Annotated in this window: 15 protein-coding genes; 3 read left to right on the top strand and 12 right to left on the bottom strand. The window is 64.1% G+C overall.

What is annotated here, in order from left to right; all coding sequences use genetic code 11:
• Window positions 1–159: 159 nt before the first annotated feature.
• The 8 genes from B5T_RS02505 to B5T_RS02540 form a co-directional block, all read right to left on the bottom strand.
• A complete protein-coding gene (locus B5T_RS02505) occupies window positions 160–819 on the bottom strand; it encodes a glutathione S-transferase family protein (RefSeq protein ID WP_014992880.1) in 660 nt (219 codons plus the stop codon).
• A gap of 25 nt (window positions 820–844) precedes the next feature.
• Window positions 845–1,636: a glucose 1-dehydrogenase gene (locus B5T_RS02510; RefSeq protein WP_014992881.1), complete on the bottom strand. Its 792-nt coding sequence runs from the start codon at window positions 1,634–1,636 to the stop codon at window positions 845–847.
• A gap of 103 nt (window positions 1,637–1,739) precedes the next feature.
• Window positions 1,740–2,156 (bottom strand): PaaI family thioesterase, encoded by a 417-nt coding sequence (locus B5T_RS02515; protein WP_014992882.1) that lies wholly within the window; start codon window positions 2,154–2,156, stop codon window positions 1,740–1,742.
• Window positions 2,153–2,590: a PaaI family thioesterase gene (locus tag B5T_RS02520; protein WP_014992883.1), complete on the bottom strand. Its 438-nt coding sequence runs from the start codon at window positions 2,588–2,590 to the stop codon at window positions 2,153–2,155. The genes B5T_RS02515 and B5T_RS02520 overlap by 4 nt, the downstream gene beginning before the upstream one ends.
• Window positions 2,591–2,778: 188 nt before the next feature.
• The gene (locus tag B5T_RS02525; RefSeq protein WP_014992884.1) at window positions 2,779–3,387 is read right to left on the bottom strand and encodes a TetR/AcrR family transcriptional regulator; all 609 of its coding nucleotides are present in this window, start codon (window positions 3,385–3,387) and stop codon (window positions 2,779–2,781) included.
• A gap of 62 nt (window positions 3,388–3,449) precedes the next feature.
• A complete protein-coding gene (locus tag B5T_RS02530; protein ID WP_014992885.1) occupies window positions 3,450–3,785 on the bottom strand; it encodes a DUF3325 domain-containing protein in 336 nt (111 codons plus the stop codon).
• Window positions 3,782–5,389, bottom strand: a complete 1,608-nt coding sequence (locus B5T_RS02535) for a PepSY-associated TM helix domain-containing protein (RefSeq protein WP_014992886.1) — start codon at window positions 5,387–5,389, stop codon at window positions 3,782–3,784. The genes B5T_RS02530 and B5T_RS02535 overlap by 4 nt, the downstream gene beginning before the upstream one ends.
• Window positions 5,386–5,673, bottom strand: coding sequence for a DUF3649 domain-containing protein (locus tag B5T_RS02540; protein ID WP_041716740.1), 288 nt, complete (start codon window positions 5,671–5,673; stop codon window positions 5,386–5,388). The genes B5T_RS02535 and B5T_RS02540 overlap by 4 nt, the downstream gene beginning before the upstream one ends.
• A 216-nt stretch (window positions 5,674–5,889) precedes the next feature.
• Between B5T_RS02540 and B5T_RS02545 the strand changes: the two genes are divergently transcribed.
• From B5T_RS02545 to B5T_RS02555, 3 genes are all read left to right on the top strand, one after another.
• Entirely contained in the window at window positions 5,890–6,408 is a 519-nt protein-coding gene (locus tag B5T_RS02545; protein ID WP_014992887.1) for a sigma-70 family RNA polymerase sigma factor, read from the top strand.
• On the top strand, window positions 6,405–7,406 hold the full coding sequence (locus B5T_RS02550; RefSeq protein ID WP_014992888.1) for a DUF4880 domain-containing protein: 1,002 nt from the start codon (window positions 6,405–6,407) through the stop codon (window positions 7,404–7,406). The genes B5T_RS02545 and B5T_RS02550 overlap by 4 nt, the downstream gene beginning before the upstream one ends.
• Before the next feature lie 120 nt (window positions 7,407–7,526).
• Window positions 7,527–9,770, top strand: coding sequence for a TonB-dependent receptor (locus B5T_RS02555; protein WP_014992889.1), 2,244 nt, complete (start codon window positions 7,527–7,529; stop codon window positions 9,768–9,770).
• Window positions 9,771–9,777: 7 nt separating this feature from the next.
• Here the strand turns inward: B5T_RS02555 and B5T_RS02560 are convergent, their stop codons facing one another.
• From B5T_RS02560 to B5T_RS02575, 4 genes are all read right to left on the bottom strand, one after another.
• A complete protein-coding gene (locus tag B5T_RS02560; protein ID WP_014992890.1) occupies window positions 9,778–12,183 on the bottom strand; it encodes a membrane-bound PQQ-dependent dehydrogenase, glucose/quinate/shikimate family in 2,406 nt (801 codons plus the stop codon).
• Window positions 12,184–12,193: 10 nt separating this feature from the next.
• Window positions 12,194–13,447 carry a lytic murein transglycosylase gene (locus B5T_RS02565; protein WP_014992891.1) on the bottom strand — a complete coding sequence of 418 codons (1,254 nt, stop codon included), beginning with the start codon at window positions 13,445–13,447 and terminating at the stop codon, window positions 12,194–12,196.
• Between the two features lie 39 nt (window positions 13,448–13,486).
• Window positions 13,487–14,398 carry a YihY/virulence factor BrkB family protein gene (locus tag B5T_RS02570; protein ID WP_014992892.1) on the bottom strand — a complete coding sequence of 304 codons (912 nt, stop codon included), beginning with the start codon at window positions 14,396–14,398 and terminating at the stop codon, window positions 13,487–13,489.
• A 265-nt stretch (window positions 14,399–14,663) separates the two neighbouring features.
• Complete coding sequence (locus B5T_RS02575) at window positions 14,664–15,956, bottom strand: NAD(P)/FAD-dependent oxidoreductase (RefSeq protein ID WP_014992893.1); 1,293 nt, start codon at window positions 15,954–15,956, stop codon at window positions 14,664–14,666.
• Window positions 15,957–16,020 lie beyond the last annotated feature (64 nt).

The following is a 16,020-nucleotide window of genomic DNA, read 5'->3' on the forward strand; positions in this document are numbered from 1 at the left end:
GTATCGCGGTCCGTGAACCGCTGCCGCCCTGGAGTTTCGGACATGAATTCAGAGATCGCTACAAGGCCGCTGTAGGAGCTTGCCCTGCAAGCGAATCCTAGGGAAACGGGCCAAGCCGCTTGCAGCGGCCCGCCGCCCGGACCAAGTTCTTACAGCGCTTTACTTGCCGCCGCGCACGTGGGCCATAAACTCGGCCATGCCGGCCTTGCGCTCCTCGTCCACCTGGCGCGCGCTGTCTCTTTGGTTGAGTTGCTCAAGCAGCGCCTTGCTGTCGGGGATCTCCGCCAGCAGGTCCAGATCAAACAGCTTGCCGGCGATACCGGCGGCCAGATCCAGACTGTAGAGCAGGACGGCGTCGGCGGCGGTAAGTTGGGCGCCGGCCACGAACGGATCGAACTTCGCCACCCGCTTCAGGGCGGCGGCGCCTTTGATCAGCGCGTCCCGTGTCTGTTGCTTGGTTTCGTCGCTGACCTTGCCGCCGAAGAACACCTCCGGATAGCAGCGGCGGGCCGGCAGTTCGATATACAACTCGATCAGCTTGGCCAGCTCCTTGACCTGGGCGCGCTGGAACGGATCGGCGGGATACAGCGCCGGGCCCTCGCCGGTTTCATCGATGTATTCCAGGATCACGTTGGTTTCGGCGAGAAAGCCCTGGTCGGTTTCCAGCACCGGCACCTTGCCCATGGGGCTGATGTCGAGAAAGGAGGCTTCCTGGGACGGGTAGTCGTTGACCTGCTCGAAGGCCATGCCTTTTTCCAGCAGCGCGAACTTCACCATGTTGACGTAGTTGCTGGCACTGAAGCCATGCAGTTTGAGCATTGTTGTTCTCCTGAACAGTCCGTTTTTATAGCGCGGTCAGGCCACCGTCCACCGACAGTTGATGACCGGTGACGAAAGAGGACGCGTCCGACAGCAACCACTGAACCGCCTGCGCCACTTCCGTTGCTTCACCGACACGGCCCATGGGATGCAGCGCCGCGTGCAGGCGCCGTTGCTGTTCGGCGTCGATGCCGTCGTCGCGCTCCACCTGAGAGATGGCACGCTCCATCATGGCGGTACGGATGATGCCTGGACAGACCGCGTTGACGCGAATGTTCTGACGGGCGTATTCCGCCGCCACGCTCTTGGTCAATCCCACCACCGCGTGTTTGCTGGCGGCGTAGGCGGCGCGCTTGGGAGCGCCCACCAGGCCGGCGATGGACGCGGTATTGACGATGCTGCCACCGTCACCCTGTTTGGCCATGGCGGCGATCTGGTATTTCATGCACAGCCACACGCCTTTGACATTGATATCGATGATGCGGTCGAACAGGCTCTCTTCCACGGCCACGATCTTGGCGTTTTCTTCCTCCACACCGGCGTTGTTGAAAGCGCCATCCAGACGTTCATAGGCCTCCAGCGTGGCCTGCACCAGGGCGGACACCTGATCCGCGCGGGTGACATCCACGGCCATGGCTCTGGCGGTGCCGCCGGCTTCGCGGATGGCGGCGGCGGTGGACTCCACGGCGTGTGCGTCGATATCGGACAGCATCAATCGTGCTCCCGCCGCGCCCAGGCTTTCCGCCGTGACCCGACCGATGCCGCCGCCGGCACCGGTGATCAGAATGACCTTGCCGGCCAGTTGTTCATCCCGCATCTGTCGTGTCTCCGTTTAGGTTCGCTCTCTACTGTAGCGGATTCCGGTAGAGAACCCGTATGTCGAAAGCGGCAGGAAGAGGGCGACAGGCGACCTGAGAGGGTCAGGACGGAATGGGCACCATCAAGGCCTCGCCGACCGCGAACGGTGTTCCATCGGTGTCCGCCAGGTCGCCCAGTTCGGCGTTCACGAACACCTGCCGCCGGCCGGCCTTGAGCACCCGGGCGCGTGCCACGAAAGTTTCCGCCACCGCCGGTCTCAGGCAGCGCACGGAAAATTGTGAAGCGGTGACGTTGCCGACTTGTGACGCGGCGGCGAAGCCGCAGGCGGTATCGATCAGACCGCCAATCAGAGCGGCATGCAAAAAACCACTGTATTGGGCGAACTCGTCGCGCCATCTCAAGTGCAGCTCCGCCTCACCGGATTCGATTCGGTGTACCTCGAGATTAAGCCAGTTATTGAAGGGCGCCAGACGGGACAGGGCGCGGATGCGTTCCAGTATCTCTGGGGTGTCGCTCATGCTGAGGTCTCCGCTGAAGGGCGCGGTGCCAACGCCTTGAAGACGGCGGTGGCGCGGGCGCACAGAGTGTCGTCCGCCCATACCTGGGCGGCGGCGAAGTTCAGGGAAGGCCCGGTCCGGGTGGCCTCGGCACGGATTTCCACCCATTGGCCGAGGCGGGCGCTGCCCAGGAAATCCAGCGTCATGCTCACCGTGACGAGGCCGGAAATACCTCCCAGCCGGTCGGCGCAACTGAGCCCCATGGCGTTGTCCGCCAGTGCTGAGATCAGGCCGCCATGAACAAAGCCCCGGCTGTTGGCATGGGGCTGGTCGGCGCGGATGGCGAGGCTGAGCCCGTGATCATGATGGCGGATGAAAATCGGCTCCCAGGGCGCGGTGAGCCCGCTGGCGCGGCGGTGCCGCTGATAACCGGCGGGGACGGCGAGGTCGGACATGACAGGTCTCCAGTTATTTTTAATTAGACCAGTCTATATAATTTTGGGGCGACGGCAAGTCGAAATGGCGGATAAGAGGCGGGGCGTTGTCAGTCTCTCCTTTGAGCGCCCTAAAGCCACCGTAGGAGCTTGCCCTGCAAGCGAATTGGACTTTCTCCGGGTAAAAGATTCGCTTGCAGGGCAAGCTCCTACAGTGGCTTCGGGGCTATCTCCGGGGCTTTAGGACGCAGGGCGTTGATCTGGTCCGCCAGGCTGGCGCAGGCGTCGGCGATGGCCTGACCGTGGCATTCCACCCGGGCTTGGACCAGGGCGCCTTCCAGAGCGGAGAGGATCAGGGACGCCAGAGGGCGGGCGCGGTCGGCCTGGATGCCGTCGTCGATCAGCAAGGTTTCCCATTCGCGGCGCCAATTCTGTATGGCTTCGCGGCCGGCGTCGGTGATGAGGCGGGAAGCGGGCGTGGTTTCCAGCAGGGTGGTGGCCAGCGGGCAGCCATCGGCGAAACCGGATTGCGCCATCCAACCGGTCAGCAGCTCACCATAGGCGCGCAGTGCGTCGGCGCTATTGCCATGCTGGCGGCGCAGGTCACGCAACGTATCCAGTACCCGTTCCCCGGCGTAGCGCACGGCGGCTTCGCCAAGCTGTTCCTTGCCGTTGGGAAAGTAATGGTAGAACGAGCCTTTGGGGGCGCCAGCGGCGGCCAGGATGTCGTTGATGCCAGTAGCGGCGTAACCCTGCTTGCGGAACAGGGCCACGGCGCTGTGGATCAGGCGGTCGCGGTGCTTGGGGCGGGCAGCCATGGTGTGGTCCGTCAGCAAATGATCTAGACCAGTCTATACAGTGGGCGAGGCGCTGTCATGGTTCAGCCCAGGCCGCCCACCGCCAGGCCGCCGGCGACCAGCGGCAGCGCCCAGGCCAGATGACGTGCCAGCGCCGGCCGGTAGGGCAGCAGAAAGATCAGTGGCAGCCCGACCAGGGTCACCAGAATGGGCACCATGGACAAGGCCAGCCCCAGCGGCCACAGCATCAGGCAGGCGGCGGTGGTGGCCAGGATCAGCAGCCAGCCGGCGGCCTTGAACAGCCGCAGCCGCGCTTCGGTGGGTTTGCGCCCAAGCAGTTCCTGATGGTGACGTTTCATGCCCAGGGCAAGACAGGTGAGACCGGTATAACCGAGCGCGAGAGCCAACAGGACCGTCATGCATTGCCCTCCGCCAGGGCCGGTTCGCGGGCACGCGCCGGTTTCCGTTTGTCCTGTTTGGGCTTTGCCACCCGCCAAAGCGTGTAGCCCCACAGGGCGCCGAGCAACAGGCAGATCAGATCGAAGCCGGCCAGAGCGCCCAGGCGCCAGGCGGCGGCGCTGAACAAGTGACTGTTGGTGGTGGCCATATCCACGAACGGCAGGGCCAGCCACAGCACCGTGATGACCGCCAGTTGCTCGATCCAGCCGCGACGATGCGGGCGCAGCAGACCATGCACCAGGCTCGCCAGCCAGACCAGGAAAAACACCCGGATCTCCCAGGAGGAGCGCTCAGCCAGGGCCGGCGGCAGCAATCGGTTGGCGGCGAAGTAGGCGCCGATGGCGGCCAGCAGGCCGGTGATCGACGCCATGTTGAGACCGTTCACCAGTTTCAGTGCGGCGCCCGGCTGTTGCCGGCGCAGTTGCTGGGTGCGTTTCGACACCCAGAGCAGCATGCCGGTGGCCACCATGGCCGAGCCGGCCAGTCCGGAAAAGAAGAACAACAGCCGCACCACCGGGTCGGCGAAGCGCACCAGATGAAGGTTGGTCATAACATTGTAGACCTTGCCCATCAGCGGAGCCGGCGCTTCCCGTGGTTCGATGGTTTCCAGCAGACCGCCGCTGGAACCCTGGAATACCTGGGTGGGCGAGCCGCCGCGACGGCGTCCGCTAATGGTCACGTCCTGCTCGACGCTGATGCGAATCCGCGCGTTTTCGCGGTTGGGATGCTGCACTTCGATACGGCTCACCGGGCGTTCGAAGCGGGCGGCGGTGGCCGCGGCCAGCGGGCCGATAGCGACCATATCCGCCGGCCCGCCGGCCGGCCCGGGTGTCTCCGTGGAACGCGGAAACGCCTCGTCGAAGAACGCGCGGCGGTCGCCATCGTAGGCGGCGTCGATGCCCCACGGCATCAGCATCACCATGAACAGCAGCAGCCCCGAGTAGGTGATCATGAAGTGAAACGGCAGCGCCAGAACGGCGCTGGCGTTATGGGCGTCGAGCCAGGATCGCTGTCCCTTGCCCGGGCGGAAGGTGAAGAAATCCTTGAAGAGCTTCTTGTGGGTGATCACCCCGCTGATGATCGCCACCAGCATGAACATGGTGGCGATACAAATCAGCCAGCGCGCCCATAGACGTGGCACGCCGTACAGTTCGAAGTGGAAGCGGTAGAGGAAATGGCCGCCGCGGGTTTCGCGCGGCGTGAGCACTTCGCCGCTGCCGGCGTCCATCCACACCTGCTCGCCACGGTTACGGCCCCCGCCCTGGCGCGGCTGCTCCTCTCCGGCGGGCTGCCATCGCAGTTGTACCGCCGGATTGCGGGCATCCGGCAGGGATATATCCCAGGAACGGGCATCGGCGGCGATCCGCCCCAGGGTTTGCCAGGCCAGATCCACGGTGTCGTCGGAGCGGACGGACTGATGCAGTTCCGGCTCCATCCACAGAGAAATTTCCTCGCGGTAGTAGGCGCTGGTGCCGGTCACGAACACGGCCACCAACAGCCAGCCCAGCAACAGCCCGCTCCAGGTATGCAGCCAGGCCATGGACTGCCGCAGGGACCCGTTCATGATGCTGGCCCCAGCAGCCAGACCAGAGCGCCGCACAGCAGGGCGGGGATGGCGATGCCGGCCCAGGCGCGGGCGGTGGTGGCGCAGGCGAAGGCCCAGATCACCGCCACGCCGTAGATGAGAAACGACAGCACCGAGGCGGTGATCACCGCATCCACGCGGGGCATCGGCAGCCCCAGGCTGAGGGCGGCGGTGGCGGCGGCGCTCAGTGCGTATCCCCCCAGCATCGCGGCGATTGTGCGCGACGCCACCGACAGCCGGGTGGCGTTCTTCAATTGGGACATGGTGTTTCTCGAGTCGGATCGGCGGAGAGTCGTGCCATTGTGGCTGGCGAATGATAATTGTTTCCATCGGTAAATCAATATTGGGAATGTGTAAGAAATGTGCAGGGCAGGGCTTGCCCCTGTGGGGATCGATCCCTAGACTTCATTAGTTATTGATAATTATTACTATCCGTTATTCGTTTTTATTTGCTGCCATGTCCGGACGATAACCCGCTGATGATGACGAACGCCATGCAAACCGACATCGGTTCGCTGTATCGCGATCATGCCCATTGGTTACTGGGCTGGCTGCGCCGGCGCCTGGGCGGTGACGGCGCCGAAGCCGCCGATCTGGTCCAGGACACCTATGTCCGGCTGATGGTCTCCGGCCGCTTTCCGGCGCCGGATCAGTCGCGAGCGTTCCTGGCCCGCATCGCCGATGGTCTGATGATCGATATGCACCGCCGGCGCCGGCTGGAGCTGGCCTACCGGGAAGCCCTGGCGGCACTGCCGGAAGAAAGCGCGCCTTCCGCCGAACAGCGTGCCGTGATCCTGGAAACCCTGACCCGCATTGATCAGGCCCTGGACGGTTTGCCATCCAAGGTGCGCGAGGCGTTTCTCTGTTCCCGTTTCGAGGGGCTGACCTATAGCCGCATCGCCGAGCGTTTGGGCGTCTCCCATGGGTCCGTTCGCAAGTATATGCTGCGTGCCGCCCAGTGCTGTCTGTTGGCGCTGAACGAATTCGAACCGGTATGAGCGACGCCTTACCCGGCTCCCTGCGCCAGTACGCCGACCGCCATGGTCTGGACGTCGCCAGCCTGCAAGCCGCTCTGGACTGGCAGGTGCTGTTCTGGTCCGGGGAACAACAAGCGGCGGATCAGGAACGTTGGCGCCACTGGCTCAACGCCAACGCGGATCACCGTCACGCTTGGGAAGCGGTGGCGCGGATGGCGGGCACGCTGGGGACGCTGAGCCCGCAAGTGGCGCACCGTACTTTGAAGCAGCCAGCGGCGGTCAGCCGGCGCCGGGTGCTTGGCGCCCTGGCGGTGGCGGGGTTGGGCTCAATGCTGATGTTCGCCGGGACGGGGGGCGGGCTCTGGCAAAGAGCGATGGCGGATTACCGTTGTGCCCGTGGCGAACAGCAGCGGGTCCGGCTGGAAGATGGCTCGTCACTGATACTGAACACCGCCAGCGCCGTGTCGGTGGATTTCGGCAACAGCCGGCGCCGAATCACCCTGGCGCCGGAAAGTGAAATAGCCCTGGATACGCGCCCCTCCGCCCTGGACGACACCGGCCCGTTGGCGCTGGCCCTGCCGGCGGCATTGCTGAGTGTGCAAAACACCTGGCTGACCGCCCGCGACCTGGGTCAGGGGGCTGGCACCGTGGGCGTGCTGGCCGGCAGGGCGCAGCTGGTTACCGCTTATCCACGGCAGGCCGCCGTCACTCTGAATGCCGGCCAGCAGGCTCATTTTGATCGGGATGGGCTGTCGGTGACGCCATTGTCCCGGCAGCGGGCGCTGGCCTGGACCCGCGGCGTATTGCAGGCGGACCGTTGGCGGCTGGCGGATTTTCTCGATGAGCTGAGCCGTTACCGCGACGGTGTGCTCTATTGCGACGATGAGGTGGCGGACCTGATTGTTTCCGGCGCCTACCCGCTCAAGGATACCGACTATGTGCTGGAATCCCTGGCCCGGGCGCTGCCGGTGGCGATTCATTACCGCACTCCCTGGCTGGTGCGCGTGGGGGCGGTCTAGCGTTTCGGCTTCCCCCTATGGGGTGCACGAATCGGGATTCGAAAAAAATCCAATTCGGGGTAGCACTTTTCCGGCTCCCGTTCGGGATAACAGGTAATACACCCTGTTAAGGATCGGAACATGACGTGTTTTTCCCGTTTTCGACATCTGCCGCTGACGCTATCCCTGTGTGGCGTGGTGGCCGGGGCGGCCATGGTTGGTGCGCCTGCGATGGCCCAGGAAAGCGCCGGCACCCGCCTCTACCAGGTGGCTGCCGGGCCGTTGGACGGCGCCCTGGCTGAATTCGCCGGTGCCGCTGGCCTGACCCTGGTGATCGATGGCCGTCTTACCGAGGGCAAGCGCAGCGCCGGATTGAGCGGTCAGTACTCGCCGCTGGAAGGCTTGAGCGTGCTGCTGGCCGGTTCCGGACTGGAGGCGGTGGCCCAGGGGAATGGCAGCTATCGCCTGCGGGCGCGTCCGCCGCGGGCCGGTTCCCCTCACACTCTGGAAAAAGTCACCGTCACGTCCGCCTCCGCAGCCGGGCAGGCGGTGGATGTGACCAACGCCCCGGCCAGTATTTCGGTGATTACCCGCGAGGAACTGGAAGGCAAGGCGTATCGCGACATCACCGAGGCACTGCAGGCGGTACCCGGTGTGTACGTGGACGACGGCCCGTCCGGCAAGGGCGGCACGGAAGAAATTTCCATTCGCGGCATGGATTCCAAGTACACCCTGATCTTGGTGGACGGCAAACCACAGGGGTCGGGACAGGGCTATTACAACGGTTTCGGCGCCGGTGCCGAGTACGGTTGGCTGCCGCCGGTTTCCGCCATCGAACGTATCGAAGTGATTCGCGGGCCCATGTCCTCACTGTACGGCTCCGACGCCTTGGGGGGCGTCATCAACGTCATCACCAAAAAAACACCGGACCAGTGGAGCGGTTCGGTGACGCTGGATCGGGTCATGCAGGAAAGCCACGACGCCGGCGATTACCATCAGAACCGCTACTATCTGAGCGGGCCGCTGCTCCAGGATCACCTGTCGTTCACCGTGTTCGGCTCCCGCTATGTGCGTGACGAAGACGATATCCCCAGCGGATACCGTGACCTGGATCGTGACAACACCACGGTGCGGCTGGGCTGGACCCCGAGTGAGCGCCAGTCCCTGCAACTGGAGGCCGGGTATGCCACCCAGGATATTGTCGGTACGGCGGCGCGCACCGGCAGCGACAGCGAATTGAACACGGTGCGGCGCCATCAGGCGCTGTCCCATGATCTCGCCTGGGGCAACGGTTTCACCACCAAGAGCTATGTGCAGCATGAGGAGATGCTGAACCGTACTCAGAGCGCGCTGTACGAACGCACCACCGCCAACACCGCCACGGTGCTGCCGTTCGATCGCCATGTGATGACGGTGGGCGCCCAGTACCGTTTGCAGAAAACCGAAAACCCGGCCCGCGCCATCAACAAAGCGAATCTGGAGCGTTGGGACGCGGCGTTGTTCGCCGAGGACCAGTGGTTCATCAGTGACCCGCTGTCTCTCACCGGTGGCCTGCGTTGGGTCAAGGACGAGAACTATGGCAGCGAAGTAGTACCTCGTGCCTACGCGGTCTATGCGTTGTCGCCGGCCTTCACCGTGAAAGGCGGCGTCAGCGCCGGCTATCGCACGCCGGATCTTAAACAGGGCGATTCCAACTGGGTGGAAGGCGGAGGTGGCCCGTCCACCGACGGCGGCGACATCGGCAATTCCGACCTGAAACCGGAAAAGAGTGTTACCTATGAACTGGCGGGGTTGTGGCAGGGCCGTAACGGCATCGAAACCAGCGTCACCGTGTTTCACACCGACTACAAGGACAAAATCGAGAAGCCGCTGATCTGTGATCGCGTCAGTGGAACGGACACCGACTGCCTCTATCAAGGCTACGATTACGAAAAACTGTATCAGTACACCAACGTGGACGAGGCCCGGGTGCGAGGTGTGGAAGTGACGTTCGGCTTCCCACTACGCCATGACATGCGCGTGCACACCAACTACACCTTCACCGACAGCGAGCAGCTTTCCGGTGATAACAAAGGCAACCCGCTCAACGATCAGCCCCGTCATCGCGCCAACATCGCCTTCGACTGGCAGGCCACCGACAACGCCCGGATCTGGTCCAAGGCGCGGTTCAAGGGCCGTGCCGAGCAGGTGGCCGGACGCGGCGGCCTGACCGAGCGCTACCCCAGCTATACGCTGGTGGATACGGGTATGCAGTATCAGCTTTCCGAACTGGTGAGCGTGTACGGCGGTGTCTATAACCTGTTCGACAAGGAAGTGGACAACGATAGTTATGGCCGGGTGCTGGATGGCCGGCGTTATAACGCCGGCATTACCGTGCGGTTCTGACGCTCGCTCAGCGAACTGGATCGGCGTCGTTTTCCGCTGGCGCGTCATCCAGCACATAAGCGATCACGGCATCACGGCTCCGGCCCCGGGTACCGATGGCGCTGTGGCCGCCAGCCACCACCAGCAGTATCTGCCGGCCGGTGTCGTCCAGATAGGTCATCGGTGTGGCATGGCCGCCGACGGGCAGGCGGTCTTCCCACAGCGTGCGCCCGCTGGTGAGGTCGTAGGCGCGCACGTGGTTGTCCAGGCCGCCGCTCATGAACGCCACGCCGCCGGCGGTGATGATCGGTCCGCCGATATCCGGCACGCCGATCGTCACCGGCAACGCGATCGGTGACGGGTAGCCGATGGTGCCGTTGCGATGACGCCATACCACTTCGCCGGTACGCAGATCGGCGCCGGCCACGTAACCCCAGGGCGGTTGCTGGCAGGGCAGGCCCAGTGGCGACAGGAACGGTTTCATCTTCACCGCATAGGGGGCGCCATAGTTTTCGTTGGCGCCGGGCCCCCGTGAGGAAACATGGCGGCTATGGTCGTCTTTTCTGGGAACCAGAGTGGAGACGTAGGCGAGATAGGAGGGCGAGGTGAACGCCACCTGGCGGACCGGATCCACCGCCAGGGCGCCCCAATTGAATACGCCGAAGTTTCCCGGGTAAATCAGGCTTCCTTGTTCCGAAGGTGGTGTATAACGGCCTTGGTACTGAAGCTGGCGAAAGCGGATGCGGCAAAATAATTGATCCACCGGCGTGGCGCCCCACATGTCTTGCTCACGCAACGGCGGTGGATTGAAGTTGAGGGCGGAGCTGGGCTGGCTGGTGGCCACGGTCTGATAACCGAGACTGGCCGGCGCCGGCTGTTCGCGCACCGGCAGCACCGGATCGCCGGTGCGGCGGTCGAGCACATAGACGTCGCCCTGCTTGGTCGGTTGCACCAGCACCGGCACGCGGCCCTGGGGGGTGTCCAGGTCCAGCAGGCTGGGCTGTGCCGGTACATCCATGTCCCAGAGATCGTGGCGCACGGTCTGAAACACCCAGCGCACCTTGCCGGTGGCCAGATCCAGCGCCACCACCGAGGAACTGAAGCGTTCGGCATCGGGGTCGCGCTGTTCCCCCCATTGATCCGGAGTGTGATTGCCCATGGGCAGATAGACCATGCCCAGAGCTTCGTCGACGCTGGCCACCGACCAACTGTTGGGACTGCTGGCGCTGTAGGTTTCGCCCTCCGGTAGCGGTTCGGTCCGTTCCGGGTTGCCGGGGTCCCAGTTCCACACCAGCCGGCCGTCGTCCACATCGTAGGCGCGGATGACACCGGAGGGCTGGGAGACGGAAACGTTGTCGCTGATCAGGCCGCCGATGATCACCAACTGGTCAGTGACCGCCGGTGGTGAGGATGGATAGTAGAGCGGCGGCTCGGGATTGGGCATGCCGTTCCAAAGGTTTACTTCGCCGTTGTCGCCAAACCGGGCGCACCGTTCACCGGTATCCGCATCGAGCGCGATGAGGCGGGCGTCGGCGGTGGGCAGGAACAGCCGTTTTTCACAATGCAGATCTTCCGGATCGATCAGGCTGTCCCGTTCACTGCCGGTGGCGGCGAGCATTTCCTCCGGCTGTGGATTGGTGCGTTCCACCGTGGCCAGCGGTGGCTGACGATGGCCGGGGAAATAAGCCACGCCGCGACAGATCTGGCGCCGGCGATTGAGCTCCGGTTCGATGTCGGGATCGAAACGCCAGCGTTCCACGCCGGTGGTGGCGTCCAGCGCGATCAGCTCATGGCGCGGCGTGCACAGGTACAGGGTGTCGCCCACTTTCAGCGGCGTGGCCTCGAACGTGGTGGTGTCGGTATCGCCGGTATGGAATACCCAGGCCCGGCGCAACCGGGTCACGTTGTCGGGGGTGATTTGCGTCAATGGCGAATACCGCTGGCCCAAGGCGGTACGTCCGTAGGCGTGCCAGTCTCCTTTGGGTACCAACTCGGAGTGGCCGGCGTCCGGGCTGACCGGGCCGGGCAGCTCTCCGTTCAGATCATGGGGGTCCTGATAGTAGCCGACAGCGGCAACCGCCGTGCTCAGCAAGACCGCCAGCAGCAAGGGCGCGCGCCCGCCCCGGATCGGGGACGTCACGCCGGGAATCACCAGCAGCAAACCAAACAGCACCAGCAATGCGCCGCGCGGCGCCAGGGCCCACCAGTCCAGTCCTGCCTCCCACAGGCTCCAACCGAGGGTGCCGACCAGCAGCAGGGCGTACAGGCCCAGGGCGCTGCGCCGTTTCATCAGCAGCAGCAAGGCGCAAAGCACCAGCACCGAGCCGGCCATCAGGTAATAGGGGCTGCCGTTCAGGGACACCAGCCAGCCGCCGCCGGCGGCCATGGCCAGACCCAGCAGTAACATCAGCAGGGCGATCACCACACGAATCACGAAAGACCTCCTATTCCTGCGGTGTTTGCTGCGGCTGTGGCGACCCGCCGGGTTTGGCTTCCGCCTTTTCCTTGAGAATGCCCAGCGCCTTGAGACTGGCTTCGTCCGGGAAGCCGTCGGCCGGCAGCCCCTGTTGTTGCTGGAAGCGGCCGAGCGCGGCGCGGGTGCCCGGACCGAGCAGCCCGTCTTCGGAGCCGGCCTTGAAGCCGTCGGCGTTCAAGCGCGCTTGCAACGCCTTGACCTGGTCCCGGTGCAGACGCGGCGCCGGAACCGGCGCCCGGCTGAGTTCGCCCGCGCCATTGATCCGGTCCGCCAGACGGCCCACCGCCAGCGCGTAGGCTTCGGAGCGATTCCAGCCCATGATCACGCGGAAGTTCTCGTACACCAGAAAGGCGGGACCCTGGGCGCCGGAAGGCAGCAACAGCGAAGCGTTCATCGGCGCATCCGGCAGTGGCTGGCCGTTGGGAAGACGCACATTGCGTTCGCGCCAGTAGCTCAGCGGCCAGGATTCGTCGAGGCCGGCCAGGCCATAGTCGAACTGGTCCGGTAACCAGACTTCGCGGCCCCAGCGCTCGCCGGTCCGCCAGCCCAGGGCGTTGAGGAAATTGGCGGCGGAAGAGAGTGCGTCCGGCAGGCTGTGCCAGAGATCCCGGCGACCGTCACCGTCGCCGTCCACGGCGTAACGGAGAAAGGTGGAGGGCATGAATTGGACATGGCCCATGGCGCCGGCCCAGGAGCCTTCCATTTGTGGCACGGTAATGGCGCCTTCCTCGACGATGCGCAGAGCGTTCATCAACTCGGCGGTGAAGAAAGCGCCGCGGCGGCCTTCACAGGCCAGCGTGGCGAGTGCGTCGAGTACCGGCGTGTTGCCGTAAAAACCGCCATAGTTGGTTTCCAGTCCCCAGAACGACAGCAGGTAAGCGGCGGGGACGCCGTACTCGGCTTCCACCTTGGCCAGCAGATCGGCGTGTTGGCGGCGTAACTCCCGGCCTTGTTTGATCCGCTGCGTAGTGACCCGGCGCCCATAGTAGTCGGCGAAGCTGCTGGTGAATTCCGGTTGTTTGCGGTCCAGCTCGACCACTCTGGTCTGCAGGGTCAGAGCGGGGATCCGCTGACGGACCAGCTGCGGATCGATGCCGTCCTCGATGGCTTTTTGTTCCAGCTCGCCCAGGCACGCCCGGAAATCTTCCTGTTCCAAGGCATGGGCACCGGCAATAAGACCGAACAGCAAAGCCGGCACGGTGAATAAGAAGGGGCGGGGCATAATCTCTCCATGATATCAGGGGGCGGGCCGGGGCCCGGGTTATTGATCTTCCAGTATGCGCCGTACCCGTACCGCCGTGGCGCGCGGGCGGACGGTGCTGTTACGGGCTTCCGCGCGGGCGCGGGTGACGGCGGCGCCGAACAGCAGAATCAGCGACGAGTAGTACACCCACAACAACAGCAACACCAGGGAACCGGCGGCGCCATAAGTGGAGGCGGTGGCGGTGTGGGAAAGGTACAGCGCGATCAGGAAGCGGCCAAGGATGAACAGCAAGGCGGTGACCAGTGCGCCGAGCAGTACGTCGCGCCAACTCAGGATGGCGTCCGGCAACACCTTGAAGATGGTAGCGAACAGCAGCGTGATCACGGTGATCGATACCAGGGTTTCCACCGCCACCATCAATACGCCGGGCACGGGCAGCCATTCCTGGGCGAACACCATCAGCGCCTGGGTGATCACGCTGAGCAGCAGCGACACCATCATCACGAAACCGATGGAGAGGACCACGGTAAGCGACAGCAGCCGGTTCTTGATCAGCGCGAACACGGTGTTGCGTGACGGGCGGGGGGCAATATCCCAGATGTTGTTGAGTGAACGCTGCATCTGCGCGAAGACCGTGGTGGCACCGACCAGCATGGCGCCGACGCCGATGATGGTGGGCAACAGGCCACCGTCGGTGATGCGGGTACGCGCCACCGCTTCCGCTACCGCCTGGGCGGCTTCGGCACCGACATTGTCTTCCAGCAGACTCATGATCTGTTGCATGGCGGCATCGGTGCTCATCACCAGCCCGATCACCTGAACCGCCAGAATCACCACCGGCGCGATGGAGAACAACGTGAAGAACGCCAGCGCGCCGGCGTGGATCAGGGCATCACCTCTTAACCAATAGCCGACGGAGGCTTTGAGAATACCGAACCAGTAGAGGACGATGTCCTTGATTTTCTGCATGCTGTGTCGTCCTGGCGGCCATTTAGGATGGGACTATTGTTCCGCTATGCGCGCCGAGAAGAAAGCCCACTTTTCTTCGTAGGAGGACGGTCAGGTCTGGTATAGCGCTAAAGACAGGTATTCAGAATTGCTACGAAGCCGCTGTAGGAGCTTGCCCTGCAAGCGAATTTCCAGGGCTCGAAAGCACGATTCGCTTGCAGGGCAAGCTCCTACAGCGGCTTCGTAGTCTGGTCCGTGGGGAGCTGCCGGGCGGTGCCCGTTGCCGTCAATGCAGCTTCAGACGCGGCCGCACCAGGCGGCTGAAGCGGCCCGCGGTGAGCAGCATGATCGTCCGTGGCCAGCCATACAGCGCGGCCTGATGCATGCGGTATAACGCCACGTACATGATCCGGGCCAGCCAGCCTTCGACGAAAAAGTTGCCGCCCTTCAGATTGCCCATCAGCATGCCAACGGAACTGTAGTTGGACAGCGACACCAGTGAACCGTGGTCTTTGTACTCGAAGGGTTTCTGCTCCTGATTGTTGAGCAACCGAACCAGATTACGGGCGGTGTGGTGGGCCATTTGCTGCGCCGATTGCGCGCGCGGCGGAATCGGCCGTTCCGCCCCTTCCGGTATAAGGAAGGCGCTGTCGCCGATGACGAAGATATTGTCGTGGCCCTTGGCCAGCAGATTCGGTTCCACCTCGATCTGATTGACGCGAGTGACGGTGAAGCCTTCCAACTGTCCGAAAATATCCGGGCCTTTGACACCCGCCGCCCACACCATCAGGTCGGCCTTGATCTCCTCGCCGTCCTTGGTGACCAGCGCCTGCTCGGTGGCCTGCGCCACCATCACGCCGGTACGGACCGATACGCCGAGTGCCTGCAGCCGTTCGGTGGCGGCGGCGGATACCCGCTCACTAAGAGCGGGCAGAATCCGCGGCAGCGCCTCGACCACGGTGACGCGCAGCTGTTTGCGGTCCAGGTGTTCGTGGCCGTAGAGCTTGAGCATGGCCACCGCGTGATGGATTTCCGCCGCCAGTTCCACGCCGGTGGCGCCGCCGCCGACAATCGCCACGGACACTGGATCATTGCGGTAGTTGGCGTGCAGACAAGTGTTCAGGAAGCGCTCGCGAAAGCGTTCCGCCTGGGTGCGGGTATCCATGAACAGGCAGTGCTGGCGCACGCCGGGAGTGCCGAAGTCATTGCTCTGGCTGCCGATGGCGAGCACCAGGTAGTCGTAGTCGAGTTGCCGTTCGGGCAGCACCTCTTCGCCGTCCGGGCCGTTCATCGCCGCCAGGGTAACGGTCCGTGCGGCGGCATCCACGCGGGTCAGGGTGCCCGGTTCGAACCGGTAATGATTGAGCCGGGCATGGGCGCGGTAGTCCACGGCGTCCAGGTCGGCGTCGATGGCGCCAGTAGCCACCTCGTGATAGCGCGGTTTCCACACATGGATGTTGCTGGTATCGACCAGGGTGATGTCGGCGCGGCCGCGCTTGCCCAGTTTGCGCCCGAGTTGGGTGACCAGCGGCAGGCCGCCGGCACCGCCTCCTACTACCAGGATCTTGGGTTTGCTCATGCAGGGGCTCCGTCCTTCAAAGCAGGGCCGCCCCGGTCCCGGGAAGGGAAGGGGGCGGCGAAAA

Origin of the sequence: Alloalcanivorax dieselolei B5 (genome assembly GCF_000300005.1) — a bacterium.
Classification (GTDB): Bacteria; Pseudomonadota; Gammaproteobacteria; order Pseudomonadales; family Alcanivoracaceae; genus Alloalcanivorax; species Alloalcanivorax dieselolei.